The sequence below is a fragment of the Microbacterium sp. bgisy203 genome (assembly GCF_057706945.1).
Window position 1 is genome coordinate 201,447 of sequence record NZ_JBYIPF010000003.1, and the last position, 16,241, is coordinate 217,687.

The 16,241-nt window shown below is 72.1% G+C and carries 16 protein-coding genes and 1 tRNA gene; 11 read left to right on the plus strand and 6 right to left on the minus strand.

Annotated features, from left to right (window positions below; translation table 11 throughout):
- Positions 1-9: 9 nt before the first annotated feature.
- Positions 10-1,242 (minus strand): isochorismate synthase, encoded by a 1,233-nt coding sequence (locus AC3ENQ_RS06825; RefSeq protein ID WP_431803331.1) that lies wholly within the window; start codon positions 1,240-1,242, stop codon positions 10-12.
- 242 nt (positions 1,243-1,484) lie between these two features.
- Here AC3ENQ_RS06825 and AC3ENQ_RS06830 point away from each other — a divergent pair, with 242 nt between their 5' ends.
- The 6 genes from AC3ENQ_RS06830 to AC3ENQ_RS06855 all read left to right on the plus strand — a co-directional run bounded on the left by AC3ENQ_RS06830 (position 1,485) and on the right by AC3ENQ_RS06855 (position 6,894).
- Complete coding sequence (locus AC3ENQ_RS06830; protein WP_431802974.1) at positions 1,485-2,021, plus strand: DUF402 domain-containing protein; 537 nt, start codon at positions 1,485-1,487, stop codon at positions 2,019-2,021.
- A gap of 55 nt (positions 2,022-2,076) precedes the next feature.
- Positions 2,077-2,874: a demethylmenaquinone methyltransferase gene (locus tag AC3ENQ_RS06835; protein WP_431802976.1), complete on the plus strand. Its 798-nt coding sequence runs from the start codon at positions 2,077-2,079 to the stop codon at positions 2,872-2,874.
- A 28-nt stretch (positions 2,875-2,902) separates the two neighbouring features.
- Positions 2,903-3,964, plus strand: a complete 1,062-nt coding sequence (locus tag AC3ENQ_RS06840) for a polyprenyl synthetase family protein (protein ID WP_431802978.1) — start codon at positions 2,903-2,905, stop codon at positions 3,962-3,964.
- 91 nt (positions 3,965-4,055) lie between these two features.
- A complete protein-coding gene (locus AC3ENQ_RS06845; RefSeq protein WP_431802980.1) occupies positions 4,056-5,447 on the plus strand; it encodes an FAD-dependent oxidoreductase in 1,392 nt (463 codons plus the stop codon).
- Between the two features lie 56 nt (positions 5,448-5,503).
- Entirely contained in the window at positions 5,504-6,550 is a 1,047-nt protein-coding gene (locus AC3ENQ_RS06850; RefSeq protein ID WP_431802982.1) for an alpha/beta hydrolase, read from the plus strand.
- Positions 6,547-6,894 (plus strand): hypothetical protein, encoded by a 348-nt coding sequence (locus AC3ENQ_RS06855; RefSeq protein ID WP_431802984.1) that lies wholly within the window; start codon positions 6,547-6,549, stop codon positions 6,892-6,894. Before AC3ENQ_RS06850 ends, AC3ENQ_RS06855 begins: the two co-directional genes overlap by 4 nt.
- Positions 6,895-6,943: 49 nt before the next feature.
- On the opposite strand, the gene AC3ENQ_RS06860 is transcribed toward AC3ENQ_RS06855, so the two are convergent.
- Genes AC3ENQ_RS06860 through AC3ENQ_RS06870 form a run of 3 tightly spaced genes read right to left on the minus strand, consistent with a single transcriptional unit; the run spans position 6,944 to position 9,308 of the window.
- Positions 6,944-8,287 carry a D-alanyl-D-alanine carboxypeptidase family protein gene (locus AC3ENQ_RS06860; RefSeq protein WP_431802986.1) on the minus strand — a complete coding sequence of 448 codons (1,344 nt, stop codon included), beginning with the start codon at positions 8,285-8,287 and terminating at the stop codon, positions 6,944-6,946.
- Positions 8,284-8,817, minus strand: a complete 534-nt coding sequence (locus AC3ENQ_RS06865; RefSeq protein WP_431802988.1) for a hypothetical protein — start codon at positions 8,815-8,817, stop codon at positions 8,284-8,286. Before AC3ENQ_RS06865 ends, AC3ENQ_RS06860 begins: the two co-directional genes overlap by 4 nt.
- Before the next feature lie 2 nt (positions 8,818-8,819).
- Positions 8,820-9,308 (minus strand): YajQ family cyclic di-GMP-binding protein, encoded by a 489-nt coding sequence (locus AC3ENQ_RS06870; protein WP_431802989.1) that lies wholly within the window; start codon positions 9,306-9,308, stop codon positions 8,820-8,822.
- Between the two features lie 349 nt (positions 9,309-9,657).
- Here AC3ENQ_RS06870 and AC3ENQ_RS06875 point away from each other — a divergent pair, with 349 nt between their 5' ends.
- Complete coding sequence (locus tag AC3ENQ_RS06875) at positions 9,658-10,143, plus strand: FBP domain-containing protein (RefSeq protein ID WP_431802991.1); 486 nt, start codon at positions 9,658-9,660, stop codon at positions 10,141-10,143.
- An 86-nt stretch (positions 10,144-10,229) separates the two neighbouring features.
- Positions 10,230-10,311, plus strand: a tRNA-Tyr gene (locus AC3ENQ_RS06880).
- Positions 10,312-10,329: 18 nt separating this feature from the next.
- Here the strand turns inward: AC3ENQ_RS06880 and AC3ENQ_RS06885 are convergent.
- Positions 10,330-10,812, minus strand: a complete 483-nt coding sequence (locus tag AC3ENQ_RS06885; RefSeq protein WP_431802993.1) for a hypothetical protein — start codon at positions 10,810-10,812, stop codon at positions 10,330-10,332.
- Positions 10,813-10,947: 135 nt separating this feature from the next.
- On the opposite strand from AC3ENQ_RS06885, the gene AC3ENQ_RS06890 reads away from it, so the two are divergent.
- Positions 10,948-12,096 (plus strand): hypothetical protein, encoded by a 1,149-nt coding sequence (locus AC3ENQ_RS06890; RefSeq protein ID WP_431802995.1) that lies wholly within the window; start codon positions 10,948-10,950, stop codon positions 12,094-12,096.
- 44 nt (positions 12,097-12,140) lie between these two features.
- On the opposite strand, the gene AC3ENQ_RS06895 is transcribed toward AC3ENQ_RS06890, so the two are convergent.
- The gene (locus AC3ENQ_RS06895) at positions 12,141-13,751 is read right to left on the minus strand and encodes a phytoene desaturase family protein (RefSeq protein ID WP_431802997.1); all 1,611 of its coding nucleotides are present in this window, start codon (positions 13,749-13,751) and stop codon (positions 12,141-12,143) included.
- A gap of 87 nt (positions 13,752-13,838) precedes the next feature.
- Here AC3ENQ_RS06895 and AC3ENQ_RS06900 point away from each other — a divergent pair, with 87 nt between their 5' ends.
- Positions 13,839-14,645, plus strand: a complete 807-nt coding sequence (locus tag AC3ENQ_RS06900) for an inositol monophosphatase family protein (RefSeq protein ID WP_431802999.1) — start codon at positions 13,839-13,841, stop codon at positions 14,643-14,645.
- 153 nt (positions 14,646-14,798) lie between these two features.
- Positions 14,799-16,145, plus strand: a complete 1,347-nt coding sequence (locus AC3ENQ_RS06905; protein WP_431803001.1) for a M23 family metallopeptidase — start codon at positions 14,799-14,801, stop codon at positions 16,143-16,145.
- The last annotated feature ends 96 nt before the right edge of the window (positions 16,146-16,241 follow it).

Sequence of the window (16,241 nt, forward strand, 5' to 3'; positions counted from 1 at the left end):
GGTCGCGCGCTACGCCAGCGCGTCGACGATGGGCCGGAACTTCACGCGCGTCTCGAGGAGTTCCGCCTCGGGGTCGCTGCCGGCGACGATCCCGGCGCCCGCGTGCGCCCGGAAGGGGATGCCGCCCCCCGTCTCGGCGGCGAGGTCGAACTGCGCGCCGCGCAGCGCGATCGCCCACTCGCCGTCGCCGCGCGCGTCGATCCAGCCGACCGGCCCCGCGTAGCGCCCCCGGTCGGACGGCTCGATCCGCGAGATCGCGGCCACCGCGGCATCCGTCGGCGTTCCTGCGACCGCGGCCGTAGGGTGCAGCACCTCGACGAGGTCGAGCGCGGACGTGTCGGCCGCGGTCGTCGCCTCGACGTCGGTCGCGAGGTGCCACACGTTCGGAAGCGGCAGGGTGAAGGGCTGCTCGCTCGCCGCGAGCGCCGAAGTCAGGGGCGTGAGCGCGTCGACGAGGCTACGGACGGCGTAGCCGTGCTCGGCGAGGTCCTTCTCGCTGGAGGCCAGGGCCAGGGCCGCCTCGCGGTCGGCATCCGGATCTGCGCCGCGCGCGAGCGTCCCGGCGAGGACGCGCGCCGTGACGGTGCCGCCCGCGACCGTGACGAGGGTCTCGGGACTCGCTCCGATGAGTCCGTCGACGGCGTAGACCCACGTGTCGGGATAGCCGGTCGCGAGCGAGCGCACCAGGCGGCGGAGGTCAGCGCCGGGCGGCACCGTGCCGACGAGGTCGCGGGCGAGGACGACCTTGCTGACCTCGCCGTCGGAGATCGCGGCGAGGCCCGCGCGGACGGCATCCTGATACCCGTCCGGAGTGAGCGCCCCCGGGCCAACGGCGGCCGACCAGTGCGCGCCGAACGGGATCGCCTCGGGCGCGGCCGGCTCCGGCTCGCCGTCGCCGGGCAGCACCCAGGTCGCCCACGTCTTCTCTCCCCGGTGTCCGATCGTCAGGCGCGGGACGGTGAGCATGCCGGAAGAGGACGAGTCGGGCGCAAAGGGGAGCGCGCCGAAGGCGATGAGGCCGGAGCCGGATTCCTCGACGTGGTCGTCGATCTCGGCGGCGGCGGTCACCTGACGCCAGCGCTCCGCGAGGTCCGCGGTCTCGTCCGCCGGTGCCGTGAGGGTGAGGGCATCGCCGACGCCGACGAGCCAGGCGCCGCGCCGCGTCCAGACGAGAGGGTCGTGCGGATCGGCGTACTCGAGCAGGTCGCCGAGCGGCGCGATCTCACGGGTGATCACCCGCATCCGGACGGGAGCCTGGGCGGTGTCACTCACCCGACCAGCCTATTCCCGGTGGCGGGGCGCCCCGGTCGCGGCCCAGGCCCGGCCGACGCGTCGCCCCCGAAACACAGCCAGCCCGAGGCACCGTCGCCCCCGAGGCGCAATCGCCTCCGAGACACAACTCAGGCAGAACCCCGCGATCGGGCCGCGAGAGGCGCCGCGCGCCCCGATCTGCCTGAGTTGTGTACACGGCGTAGGCTCCGAGCATGACCGAACGCCCCGCCCTCGGCAGCCCGCTCGTCTTCCGGTGGCGCAAATGGGACGGCTCTCCCCATTGGGAGCACGACTGCGTCTATCTCGGCGCCGACCGCTGGGGGGACTGGGTCGGTCAGCGGGACGGGTGGCGCAGCGCTCGTCCCGGGGTCGACGGCGTCGCCGAGGGCGACAACGTCACTCTCGTCCCGCCGTCGGGCGAGTTCGCGGCGACCTTCAACGCGACCCATCCCCGCATCGAGATCTACATCGACCTCGGCTGGGATATCCGGTGGGAGGCGGGCGCGCCGACCGGCATCGACATGGACCTGGATGTCGTCCGCGCCCGCGACGGACGCGGCATCTACATCGACGACCGCGACGAGTTCGCCGAGCATCGCGTGCAGTTCGGCTACCCCCTCGACATCGCGTCGCGCGTCGAGCAGGTCGCCCTCGATCTGGAGCGCGCGGTCACGGAGGAGTCCGCCCCCTTCGACGGGCCGACCGCCGCCCACTGGCTCGCCCAACTCGATCGCCTCGCCGGTCGGTAGCGGAGGCGGCGCGGATGCCCGCCGCGCACGGGAGAGACGCGCATAGGATCGAACGGTGACCTCCCGCCCCGCCGAGCAGCACCCCGCCCACGCCGCGGACCCGCACCGCGCCGATCTCGGTAAGGACCCGTCGCGTGTGAGCGGCATGTTCGACGAGGTCGCGGCGGGCTACGACCGCACGAACACGGTGCTGAGCCTCGGCAACGACCGGCTCTGGCGCATCGCGACGACGCGCGCCGTCGCACCCAAGCCCGGGCAGCGCATCCTCGACCTCGCCGCCGGGACGGGTGCGAGCTCCGTGAGCCTCGCCCGCTCGGGCGCCGAGGTCGTCGCGGGCGACTTCTCACCCGGCATGATCGCCGAGGGTCGGCGCCGCCACGGCGATGTCCCGAACCTCACCTTCGCCCACGCCGACGCGATGGACCTCCCGTTCGAGGACGACAGCTTCGACGCCGTTACGATCTCGTTCGGGCTGCGCAACGTCAACGACCCGAAGAAGGCGCTCGCCGAGATGCTCCGCGTCACCGCGCCGGGCGGCAGGCTCGTCATCTGCGAGTTCTCGCACCCGCAGAACCCCGCCTTCACCGGTCTCTACCGCTTCTACAACGACCGCGTGCTCCCCGTCGTCGCCAAGGCCGTGAGCAGCAATGCGGATGCCTACGACTACCTCAACGAGTCGATCCGCGACTGGCCCGACCAGAAGACGCTGTCGACGTGGATCCGGGACGCCGGGTGGACGGGCGTTGCTCACCGCGACCTCACGTTCGGCATCGTCGCCCTCCACCGAGCAATCAAGCCCGCCGCGACCGCACCCGCCGCGACCGCACCCGGCGCGGTCAACCCCCAGCCGTGACGTCCGGCGACCCCGGTAGGCTGGTCGGGTGACTCCGAGTCTTCCCGCTTCTGGTGAGCGCCTGTCGGCCCAGCTGGGCCTGACCGAGCGCGTGCTCGCGGGGCCGCGCATGCGGAAGCTCCTCGGCATCGTCGAAGACGGTCTCGACGAGGTCGAGGCGACCCTCGCCCGCGAGCTCACCGTCAGCGACGCCCTCGCCGACGCGACCACCCGCTACCTCTACGAGGCGGGCGGCAAGCGGGTGCGACCGATGCTCGCGCTCCTCACCGCGCAGCTCGGCTCCGGCACCACCGAGCACGTCATCGCCGGGGCGACCGCGCTCGAGATGACCCACCTCGGCTCGCTTTACCACGACGACGTCATGGACGGCGCCGACGTTCGCCGCGGCGTGCCGAGCGCGCACGCCGTGTGGGGCAACAACGTCGCGATCCTCACCGGCGACCTCCTCTTCTCACGCGCCAGCCAGCTCATGGCCCAGATCGGCGAGCGGGCGATCCGCCTGCAGGCCGACACCTTCGAGCGCTTGGTCCTCGGTCAGATGCACGAGACGGTCGGTCCCCCGTCGGGGGAGGACCCGGTGGAGTTCTACCTGCAGGTTCTCGCCGACAAGACGGGGTCGCTCATCGCGGCATCCGCTCAGGCCGGCGTTTTCTTCTCCGACGCGTCCGACGACTACGTCGCACCGGTTCTGGAGTACGGCGAGAAGGTCGGCGTCGCCTTCCAGCTGCTCGACGACGTGATCGACCTCTCCGCCGACCCCGCCGAGACCGGCAAGGTCCCCGGCACCGATCTGCGCGCGGGCGTCCCGACCATGCCGTACCTGCTTCTCGGTCGCGCATCCGATCCGGCATCCCGCTCTCTGCGCGCCACGATCGACGACGGCGTCGCACGTATCGCCGACGGCGCCGACCCCGCGATCCTCGACGATGCCATGACGCGGCTGCGCGAGCACCCGGCCACCGAAGCGACGCGCCGGCAGGCGTACGAGTGGGCGGATGCCGCGGTCGCAGGCCTCGAGCCGTTGCCGCAGGGCCCGGTGCGCGAGGCGCTCGTGAAGCTCTCGCACGTCATCGTCGACCGCTCCAGTTGACCGCACGTGCGGCGGGGCGCTGGGACGCGCTGCGCTCGCTCAACGACCGGATGAACACCTCTACGACCGGACAGAACCAAAGGACACACCCATGACCAAGCTCAGGCTGGCCATCGTCGGCGCGGGCCCCGCCGGCATCTACGCGGCCGACATCCTCCTGAAGGCCGAGCGCAAGTTCGACGTCTCGATCGACCTGTTCGACCACCTTCCGGCGCCCTACGGTCTCGTCCGCTACGGGGTCGCGCCCGACCATCCGCGCATCAAGGGCATCGTCAACGCCCTTCGCGACGTGCTCGACCGCGGCGACATCCGCATCTTCGGCAACGTCCGGTTCGGTGAGGACATCACCCTCGACGACCTCAAGAACCACTACAACGCGGTGATCTTCGCGACGGGAGCGATCCGGGACGCCGACCTCGACATCCCGGGCATCGACGCGGTCGGCTCGTACGGCGCCGCCGACTTCGTCAGCTGGTACGACGGGCACCCCGACTTCCCGCGCGAGTGGCCGCTCGACGCGCAGTCGGTCGCGGTCGTCGGCGTCGGCAACGTCGCCCTCGACGTGGCGCGCATCCTCGCGAAGCACCCCGAGGACCTTCTCCCCACCGAGATCCCCGCGAACGTCCAGGCGGGGCTCGAGGCCTCTCAGGTCACCGATGTGCACGTGTTCGGGCGTCGCGGGCCCGCACAGGTGAAGTTCACGCCCCTGGAGCTGCGCGAACTCGGCGAGCTGCGCGACGTCGACATGATCGTCCACGACGAGGACTTCGACTACGACGAGGCGTCGAAGGCCGCGATCGCCTCGAACAAGCAGGTCATGGTGATCGACCGGGTGCTGCAGTCGTGGCGCCAGCGCCCCGGCGTCAACGACTACGCCGGCGCCGACGACGACACCCCGCGCGCCTCGCGCCGCCTGCACCTGCACTTCTGGGCCAAGCCGGTGGAGCTCAAGACCGAAGCCGGGCGCGTCTGCGCGATCGTGTACGAGCGCACGCAGCCCGACGGCGAGGGCGGCGTCGAGGGGACGGGCGAGCTCCGCGAGATCCCCGTGCAGCAGGTCTACCGCGCGGTCGGGTACTTCGGGTCGCCGCTGCCGGGCGTGCCCTTCGACAAGAAGCACGGCGTCATCCCGAACCACGAGGGCCAGGTGCTCAAGAAGGACTCGAACGAGCGCGTGCCCGGCGTCTACGCGACGGGGTGGATCAAGCGCGGCCCCGTCGGGCTCATCGGGCACACGAAGTCTGATGCCATGGAGACGATCAGCCACCTGATCAACGATCAGGGCTCGTGGTGGACGCCCGAGGACCCCTCGCCGGAGGCGATCCCGGCGCTTCTCGAGGCGCGCGGCGTTCGCTGGACCGACCTCGACGGCTGGCACCGCCTCGACGAGCACGAGATCGCGCTCGGCGCGCCGCACGGGCGCGCGCGCATCAAGGTCGTCGACCGTGACGAGATGGTCGACGTCTCCCGCGCGGAGGGCTGACGCCGATCCTCCCGGGCGCAGGGATCCGAGCCCTCGCCCCTGGGTAGGCTGTCTCCATGGCGACAGGGAGCGGGCAGGAGTGGGTCACCGACATCCTCGGAGAGCCGTTCGAGCAGCGGACGCTGCCGCTCGGCGAGGATGCCGAGGGAGAGGTCGTCGCGACGCTCGTGCGGTCGCTCCCACCCGGCGACGCCCCGCTGTCGGATGCCCCGCTGCAGGGCGTCGATGTGCTCTACGTCCACGGATGGTCGGACTACTTCTTCCAGACCGAGCTCGCCCGATTCTGGAACGACCTCGGGGCCCGGTTCTACGCGCTCGATCTGCGGAAGTACGGACGGAGTCAGCGGCCCGGGCAGACGCCCGGCTACGTCGCCGCGCTCGATGAGTACGACGCCGACCTCGATGCGGCGCTCGCGGCGATGCGCGAGGAAGGCGTCCAGCGCCGGCTCATCCTCATGGGCCACTCGACGGGAGGACTGACGCTGAGCCTGTGGGCGGCGCGGCACAAGAACACCGTCGCCGCGCTCGTCCTCAACAGCCCGTGGCTCGAGCTCCAGACCGGCGCGGTCGGGCGCCAGGCGATCGCCCCGCTCGTGTCGGCGCGGGCGAAGTTCGATCCGCTCGGCTCGCACCCCGTCGTCGACCTCGGCTTCTACACACGAGCGCAGCGGGAACTCGGCACTCTCCCCGACAGCCCCGAGGGGTGGCGGCCGGAGCGCGGGTTCCCCACGCACCCGGGGTGGCTCGCGGCGGTCATGGCGGGCCACCGGACGATCGCAGCAGGCGTCGACATCGACTGCCCCGTCATCGTGCTGCTCTCGCGCGGCTCGACCGCGCCGATCCAGTGGTCTGACGCGATGACGTCGACCGACAGCGTGCTCGTCGTCGACGACATCGCGAAGGCCGCGACGAAGCTCGGGAACGAGGTCACGATCCGGCGCATCCCGAACGCGATCCACGACATCACCCTCTCCGCACCCGAGCCGAAGGGTGCGGCGTACGCGGCGCTGCGCGACTGGCTCACCACCGGGGCGCTCGCCGACGGCTGCGCGCCGCCCGCCGAGGAGACGCGTGAACCACGCACGCGCGCGGCGGCGGTGTGAACGAGCGGGCGGGCGGGCAGTCCGCCGCCGACGACGGCGAGTTCGCGCAAGCGGTTCGCTGGCTGCAGCGGGCCAGCGGCGATCCGATGGCGGATGCCGCTCCCGGTCGGCTGACGGTGAGGGCGGTGGCGGCCCCCGTCGGGCGCTCCCGGTACCAGGAGTGCCGGTTGGAGCTCGAGGTCGCGTTCGCCGGTGACGAGGCATCCGCGCTTCCGCGCCCGATCGTCGTGCACGAGGCGGTCTTCCCCCGTGTGCGCTGGCCCGAGGTCGGGCAGGTCGCGCCCGCGATGATCGGGCGTTCGGACCCGCGCGTCTTCGAGGCGAGATGGGATGCTCTGCGCTGAGGGCCTTGCGCTGAGAACTCCGGCGCGGGGGCATGCGCGTCCGAGCCGCTCAGCCGAGCAGCTGGGGATGGGTGAGGCGCCACCAGCCGGTGGGTTCCTCGATCGTCCCGCGCACCTGGACCGAGGCGATCGCGCTGCGCGGACCGGCCGTCCAGGTCACGGTACCGACGTGCTCGCCGTCGGTGTACGCCACCGGGGTGCCGATGTCGGTCGTCACCTCGATCGGGGTGTCCGACCAGGTCCGGATGGACGCCGAGTCGACGATCACGAGCTCGGCGGAGGCGCCCCACGCCGTCTCGTAGATGCCGATGGCCGTGCCGGCGGGCGCGAGTGCGACGTCGTGGAACCCGTCCGCGATGCTGCCGAGGAGCGCGCGGACCGCGGCATCCTGCGATTCGCGTGACGTGCCGCCGAGCGTGACGCCCGTGACCGACAGGGGTTCGCCGACGCCGGTCGGGACGGTCGCGGTGAACAGGAGCGCGAAGGTCCCCTCGCCGAGGTTCCCGGTCTTCAGCCCCGTCACGCCGCTGTCGCCGAGGAGCCTGTTGGTGTTGTTCACACGGCCGGTGACCTCGGTCGTGTAGGTCGCCGAGCCCGCGAGCGCGGCGATCGTCGGGTGCGCGGCGGCGAGCTGCCCGATGCGGACGAGATCGCTCGGGGTGCTCACGTTCCGGGGGCTGAGGCCCGTCGGCTCGACGATGGTGGTGCCGGTGAGGCCCTGGCGGGCGAGCCAATCGCGGGTCGCCGCGAGGAACGCGCCGCGCGAGCCGAACGCGCACGTGGACACGGCGTCGGCGTAGTTGCTCGCCGAGGGGATGAGCATGAGCGCGAGCGCGTCGCGCAGCGGCATCGAGCTGCCCGTCGGCATCGCGGCGATCGCGGCGCCCTGCACGTAGTACTCGTCGTACAGGTCGTGGTCGGCCTCGGTGAAGGTGATCGTCGGACCCGGATCGTCGGGGCCTGCGAGCGGATGTGCGTCGAGGACGACGAGCGCGGTGATGATCTTGCTGACGCTCGCGATCGAGCGCGGCTCGTCGCCGCCGGCGGCCAGGGTGAGTCCGTCGGCGCCGATGAACTCGGCCGCGCCGTTCGTCACGACGAGGGTCGTGCCCTCGGCCGGCAGGGTGAAGGATGCCGCGGCCCCGGCCGCCGCGGTCGGCGTGCGGGTCGTCGCGACGGGATCGGGGAGGGGCGCGTTCAGAGCCCACATGACGTAGCCGGTGACGGATGCCGCGAGCACCGCGAAGACGACGAGGAACGCGACGCCCGCGCGCCGTGCGCGGCGGCGCCGCCGGGCGCGCGCGGCTCGTTCGGCTTCGGTGGGCGCGTCTTCTCCGCCGCGACGGCGCCCGCCCGGCTCGAACAGCTCGGCGAGCGGGTCGGGCGCGGTCATCTCGGCTCCGCCGCGGCGACGCGGTTCTCGCGGACGACGCCGATGATCACGAGGGCGATGCCCGTCGCGGCGAGCCAGGCGGCGAAGAGGACGCCGGCGGAGACGGGCGCGAAGGCCATCGCCGATATCGGCGACCCCCCGGCGATCGCCATACGACCGCTCTCGCAGACGAGCGCGACGGTATAGACGACGGCGCACACGAGAAGCGTTCGCACCGCGAGGCTGGGTGACGCCCCATCGTGTCGGGCGTGCCGGAGCGCGCTGACGCCGAGCGCGAGGCCGCCGAACGCCGCCGCGAGCGACAACGCGATGGTGGCGGTGTTTCCGATCCCGCGGAGGACGTCGCCCAGCGGCCCGTTGCAGAAGTTTGCGCGGTTCGCGCCCCACTCGATGACATTCGCGCAGAGGAGGCGGTACGCCACCATGTCCATCAGCGGCACAACGGCAGAGACCGACGCACCGCCCAGCAGGAGCGCCCAGCCCCACCCGGTCGGACTCCGTCGTCGCCTCGTTGCGACCTCGACGCCCACGCTCAGCGGTAGTTGACGAACTGCAGGTCGACGTCGAGGTCGGCGGCCTTCAGCATCCGCTGGACCTCCTGAAGGTCGTCGCGCGACTTCGACTGCACGCGCAGCTCGTCGCCCTGGATCTGCGACTTCACGGACTTCGGCCCCTCGTCGCGGATCATCTTGGAGATCTTCTTCGCATCCTCCGACGAGATGCCCTCCTTGAGGGTGGAGGTGATCCGGTACTCCTTGCCGGATGCCTGGGCCTCACTGGAGTCGAGCGACTTCAGCGAGATCCCGCGCTTGATCAGCTTCGACTGGAAGACGTCGAGCACCGCCTTCGCGCGCTCCTCGCTGTTCGCCTTGATGAGGATGGCCTCGCCGGACCATTCGATCGAGGCATCCGTGCCCTTGAAGTCGTAGCGCTGCTCGACTTCCTTGCGCGCCTGGTTCAGAGCGTTGTCCGCCTCCTGGCGGTCGATCTTGGAGACGATGTCGAAACTTGAGTCAGCCATGGCGATCAATCTACCCGGCGTCGTGCGCCGAGGAGCGAGGGTAGAGACGTGCGACGGCGTCAGCGAAGAGCTCGCGCTGCCGTGCGGCGGACGGCGTCAGGTGGAGGAGGGCTTCGCCGAATGCTCCGACCGTACCCTCGCCGCAGCGTCTCACGCCCCGTCGTGTTCGGCTCGCAGGACAATCGGTCGCGGCCTCAGCTCGATCCGCGTGATTCCGGGGGCTCACCTCGCAGGTGTTACGAGATCTCCTGCGAGCCGAACGCCGCGGGCGCGGCATCGACCGGTGCGCCCGGCACCAGGACGCCGCGCACTCGCCCCGATCGCCGCGCCCCGCTCGTAGACTGGGCGGATGCTGCCGCTGACCGAAGACCAGGTCCGCGCGGCGCTCGTGAATGCGTCGCCCGATGAGCGCGACCGGATGGCTGTGCCGCTGTCGTTCGTGCTCGCCGACTGGGACCACCTCGACTTCCTCGCCTGGCCCGACCCCGACAACCGCGGTCGCGGATACGTCGTCGTCGAGCACGAGGGCGTGCCGACCGGAGTCGTGGTGCGCGCGGCATCCGGATCGCGCTCCCGCGCGGCGATGTGCAACATCTGCCACACGATGCAGCCGGGCAACCAGGTGTCCCTGTTCACCGCGCGCCGGGCGGGGGAGCCGGGCGAACGCGCCGACAGCGTCGGCACCTACATCTGCACCGACCTCGGATGCCACGAGAACGTCCGCCTCGCGGCGCCCCTCGCGCCGAGCGAAGTGCGCGCGAGCGTCGACCGGCGCATCGACGGCACGCGCCGCCGCGTCGAAGCGTTCGTCGAGCGCGTCGTGGCACCGGACTGAGGTCTCGGTTTTTCGCATCGGCCGCGGCCTAGTAAGATAGGTGATCGCGCCTCCGCTCGACTGAACAAGCCGGTCGGGTGCGCACTGGCGAGTTACCCAAGCGGCCAAAGGGATCTGACTGTAAATCAGCCGTCTTCGACTTCGGGGGTTCGAATCCCTCACTCGCCACTCAGGAGAAATACCTGATCAGACAGAAAGAAGCGCCCCTCTCGGCTCCGGCCGGAGGGGCGCTTTCACGTACGGCGAGCGATCGGCGATCTCGCCCCAGTGAGCGACAGGGTCTTCGGTCGGCGCGTACGGAGATGATGCCCGGACCTCGAACCCCGAGCTCGACGACACGGTCACGTAGGAGACGGGTACGGCGACGACGAGAAGGATCAACCCGCCGATCGCGAGAGGGCGGAAGACGGCCCGCGTTGCGAGGGCGCACAGGAGCGTCGCCGCCCACACGGCGAGGATGATCAGCGTCGCGACGAGTCCCGTGCCGGCGCGGAACGAGGGCAGGCAGTTCGTCGGCGCCGGGTCGATGGCCGGGCAGACGCCGGTGCCGACGGGCACAGCGACGAGCCAGTTCAGCGCGACGGCGGTCAGCATCGCCACCGTCGCGGCGACGCCGAGCCCCACCCGGGCGGTGCGCGAGGGGCGGGCGTGCGTCGTCGAAGCCGTCATACCCCGAACCTAGCGAAGCGCACCCCGTCCGTCCGGTATCCACAGATTTCCGGCATCCCGCACGGGCGCACGCATCTCTGTCAGGATGAGCAGAGGCCGCCGGATGGCGCGCCCCGCCTGCCGAGAGGATCCCCCATGAGCGAACCGATCACCGCACCCGCATCGAGAAAAGTCCTGAGGGCTTCCATCTGGGTCGCGATCGGCGCCCTCATCGCGGCCGCGCTCGTCAGCGTCGTGTGGGTGCTGATCGGCGATGACAACGGCATCGTCGGCAAGGCGTTCCTGACGATCCTGCTTCTCGCCGGGTTCGCCGGTGTCGCGATCCTCGAGGCGAACCTCGCCGCCCGCCGCCCCGCCTGGCTCGCCCTCGCGAGCATGATCTCGTGGGTGCTGGTCCTGCTGATCGGCGCATTCCTGATCTGGATGCCGACGGACGGCCAGTTCGGCATCGGCGCCGACCGGTTCTTCCGCTACGTCCTGATCATCTTGATCATCCAGGGCGCGCTCCTGCACGCGCGCCTGTTCGTGAAGGCGTACCTGCGCTACCAGACGACGTTCACGACGATCGTGGCGTACGTGACGATCGGCCTCGTCGTGATCCTCGCGATCATGCTCGTCCTTCCGCTCGTCACGGCCGAGTACGTCGACATCAAGCCGCTGTACTGGCGGGTCGTGGTCGCCCTTGCGATCCTGGCCGCGGTCGGCACGGCGCTCATCCCGCTGGTCAACGCGCTGTTCGCCCCCAAGAAGGAGCGGCCCGCCCCGCCGACCGGCTACGGCGCCGCGCCCTACGCGGCTCCCGCGCCTCAGGCCTGGCCGACGTTCGTCGATGGTGTGACTCCGCTGCCGGTCCTTCCCGACGGTACGCCCGACTGGAACGCGTACTACACGGGCTATCCGACGTATCCGCAGCCCGAACTCGCGGCGGCGCCCGTCGCTCCGCCGCAGGATGCCGCGCCGCAGGTCTACCCGTACGGCTACGCACCGGTGTCGCCCGTGGACCCGTACGCGCCGGCCGACCCCCAGGGCTTCGCCCCGGCCGCGGACCCCTACGCGGGCGCCCCGGCCGCGGACCCCTATGCGGGCGCCCCGGCACCGGAACCGTACGCCCCGGGGCCGGAGCCGTACGCCGCTCCGCCGGCGGACCCGAACGCGCCCGCGGCCCCGCCCGTCGCGCCGCCCGCGGCCGACCCGTACGCTCCGGCTCCGCCGGCGCCGCCGGTCGCTCCGTGGTACCAGGGCTACCCGCCGCCCCCGCCTGCTCCGCCGGCCGAGCAGCGCTGACTCGGCCCGCGCTCGAGCCACGCGCGAGTTCACGCGCGAATTCCTCAGCGCAGCAGCTCGAGCGCGGCCATCGCGGCGTTGTGGCCGCCGATGCCGCTGACGCCGCCGCCGCGCCGCGCGCCCGACCCGCACAGCAGCACGCGCGGGTGGTCGGTCGCGACGCCCCAGCGTTCGGCCGGGGTGTCGAGCGGCTCGTCGTCGGTCGCCCACGGCCATGCCAGCGACCCGTGGAAGATGTCTCCGCCGGCCATGCCGAGCGCGCGCTCGAGGTCGGTCGTCGTCCGCGCCTCGACGCACGGCGTCCCGTCGGGCGCGGTGTAGACGACGTCGGCGATCGGCTCGGCGAGCACGGAATCGAGCGACGCCTGCGCCGCGGCGAGGAGCGTCGCCCGGTACGCGTCGTCGGCATCCCCGCCCTGCGCATCACTGCCTGAAACGCTCTGCGTCGCGAGCCGATGCGGCACCTGCAGTCCGAACAGGGTGAGTGTCTGCGCACCGGATGCCTGCAGGTCGCGGCCGAGGATCGAGGGGTCGGTGAGCGAGTGGCAGTAGATCTCCGCGGGCAGCGGATCGGGCACCGCCCCGCCCGCGGCGCGTCCGTACGCCGCGTCGAGCTGGGTCATCGTCTCGTTGATGTGGAAGGTCCCCGCGAACGCCGCCTCGGGGTCGACGTCGGTGTCGCGCAGGCGCGGGAGCCGCCGCAGCAGCAGGTTCACCTTGACCTGCGCGCCCTCCGGCGCGGAGGACGCGTCGACGTCACCGGTCCCTTGCGAACCACCGGCGGCGAGGAGCCGCCCCAGCACCGCGGGCCCGACGCCGCTGAGGACGAGCCGCCCGGCGATGCGTTCGCCGCTCGTGAGCGTCACCGCGCCTTCCGGGTCGACGGCGAGGACCTCGGCATCCGTCCGCAACTCGGCGCCGGCGTCGCGCGCCGCCCGCTCGAGCGCCCCGCTCACCCGACCCATCCCGCCCACGGGCACGTCCCAGTGCCCCGTGCCGCCGCCGATCACGTGGTAGAGGAAGCACCGGTTCTGCCGGAGGGTCGGGTCGTCGGCATACGAGAACGTGCCGATGAGGCCGTCGGTCAGGGCGATGCCGCGCGCCGTGTCGGAGGTGAGCGCGCCGCGCAGCAGCGCGCCCAGGGGTTCGTGCACCACGGCATCCCACAGCGCCTGATCGGGCACCGCAGCGCGCACCGCGCTCTCGCGCCGGAGGGGCTCGGTGACGGTCGGGAAGAGCGCCGCCGCCAGCGGCAGCAGCCGGTCGTACAGGGCGCCGAACCGCTCGGCCTCGCGGGCGTCGCCGGTGGTCCGCAGGAAGCTCTCCGTCGTCGCGATGGCGTCGCCCGCGTCGACCAGGATGCCGTGCGACGGATCGGCGGGATCGGGTGTGTAGGAGGAGGAGCGCCGCCGCCGCAGATCGAGATGCAGGTCGAGGTCGTCGATGACCGTTCGCGGCAGGGGGCTGACAAGGTACGAGTAGCGCGACAGCCGGGCATCCACGCCCTCCCACGGGCGTTCCGACACGGCGGCGCCGCCCACGTGGGCGTGGCGCTCGAGGACGATGACCCGCTTGCCGGCGCGCCCGAGGTACGCGGCGGCGACGAGGGCGTTGTGGCCGCCGCCGACGATCACGGCGTCGTAGATCTCGCTCATGCGCCCACGGTATTGCGTTCCGTGAGGCCGGGCGAGGTTGGGCGAGGTCGCGCCCGGCCTGCGGCAGGGGGCGCGTAGCGTGGAGATATGACGGATGCCGAAGAGCTGCTCTCCCTGGCCGAAGACATCGCGCGCGAGGCGGGGGTCCTCGCGCGCCGCCGCCGCGAGGAGGGCGTCCGCATCGCGGCGACCAAGTCGGCCCTCGCCGACATCGTGACCGACGCCGATCGCGAGGTCGAAGAGCTCATCCGCGCACGCCTGGCGGCGGCGCGCCCGGACGACGGATTCCTCGGCGAGGAGTCGGGCGCCGAGCGCGGCATGTCGGAGGTCACCTGGGTCGTCGACCCGATCGACGGGACCGTCAACTACGCGTACGGCACGCCGCACTACGCGGTGTCCATCGCCGCTGTCACCGGCGAGCCATCGCCAGAGGCGTGGACCGCCGTCGCGGGGATCGTCTACACACCCGTGATCGACGAGGCGTTCACCGCCGCGCGCGGCGAGGGCGCGTGGCTGCGGACGCAGGGCGGAGGGCCGCAGCGCCTCGCCGTGTCGTCGCCGACGGATGCCGGAGCCCTCCTCGCGACGGGGTTCGGCTACGACCCCGCGACCCATGAGGGCGACCTCGACCGCGTCCGCCGCGTGCTCCCGTTCGCCCGCGACATCCGGCGCGCGGGCGCCGCGTCGCTCGACCTCGCCTACGTCGCGGCCGGGCGTCTGGACGGGTACTTCGAGCGCGGGCTTCACCCGTGGGACCACGCCGCCGGCGCGCTGCTGGTCACCGAGGCGGGCGGCGTCGTCTCGGGGCAGCCGGAGGGCCGGCCGGGCCGGCAGATGACGATCGCGGCGAGCGCGGACCTCGCCGCGCGACTCGCCGAAGCGATATACCGCTGAGCGTTGATGGCATTCCCAGGACGCCGGGGGTAGTGTTTACCCGATCGTTACCTTTGCCGCCCGAACGGCGAGGGTGATCCGAAGCCCGATGCACGACGCCGTTTCCCCCGGAGCGGCCGGACGAGAGCCTGCGATTTGACGCTCGATACCCCCATGGCTGACGCCGCGCCCACGCGACGCTCCAGCCGTCGACCCTCCGCGCCCACGGCGCCGGAGGAGTCGGGGTATCTGACGCGCGCGGAGCTGCGTCGCCGCCGTGCGGAGGCCGAGGCGAACGCCGTCATCGACGCCACCGTTGCCGAGACTCCCGTGGCCGAGCTTCGCGAGGTCACGCCCGAGCCGGCGGCGCCGATGGAGCTGTCGGTCGCCGAGACCGTCGTCGCCGACGTCGCCTCCGCGATCATGGCCGAGTCGGTCGGCGCGCAGCCTGACGCCACGACCCGTCGCCGGCTGCGCCGCGCTGCCCACGCGGTCTTCGCCGAGGTCGCCGGCGAACCGGAGTCGGCCGGCATCGAGCCCGCGGCCCTCACCGGTGCGTCGTTCATCGTGCCCGAGCCCCGCGCCTCGGAGCCCCGCGTCACCGAGCCCTGCAGCATCGACGAGTTCGAGTTCGCGGCGCGTCTGTTCTCCTTCACGGGCGAGACGCCGGTGCAGCGCACTCCCGCTGCGAGCGAGTCCGATGAGATGCCCGCGCCGGTTTCGGCGGCATCCACGCACATCGCTCCGCGCCGTGCGCGCCGCGGGTCCGTCCTCGCGCAGCGCATCGCGGCGGCATCCTTCTCGCTCGGGGTCATGACCGTCGTGGGGATGCTCGCGGTCGGCACGACGACGCCCGCCGAGGCTGTGGCGTCGGCATCCGGTGCGGCCTCCGACCTGACGGCGGTCGCGCCCGTCGCGGCGAAGACCGCTCCGAAGACCGACATCCAGGCGTTCGTCGCGAGCGGCGCGAACGACGTCGCGCCGCTGGACCGCGACGAGAAGTACGATGTCGCCTCGATGGCCGACATCGCGGCCGCCTCCGGCGTGACGGAGTTCGCCGGCACGTGGGTCAACGACCCGACCTCGCCGATCCAGTGGCCCTTCCCCGTCGGTGTGCCCGTGTCGGCCGCGTACGGCTCCAACACGTACCTGTCGCAGTTCTCCCGCCCGCACCGCGGCGTCGACCTGACGCCCGGGCTCGGCGCCGACATCCACGTCATCGCCGCCGGGACGGTGCGCATCGCCACCGAGGCGGGTGGCGACTACGGCGTGACCGTCGTCGTCGACCACATCATCGACGGGCAGCTCGTCTCGACCCGCTACGCGCACATGATCCGCGGCTCGCTCGCCGTCTCGGTCGGCGAGACCGTCACGGCCGGTCAGGTGCTCGGCAAGGTCGGCGAGACGGGCAAGGCGACGGGTCCGCACCTGCACTTCGAGGTGCTGCTGGGCGGCACGACCCACATCGATCCGATGCCGTGGATGCAGGAGCACACGACGGGCACCCACACCGTCGGCTGACCGGTGTCGGGCGGCTCTCTTCGGTTCGGCGGGATGCCGTTGCTCTGATATCCTCTTCTAGTTGCCTGCACGTCCTCCGCGGAGCGCAGGCGGCAC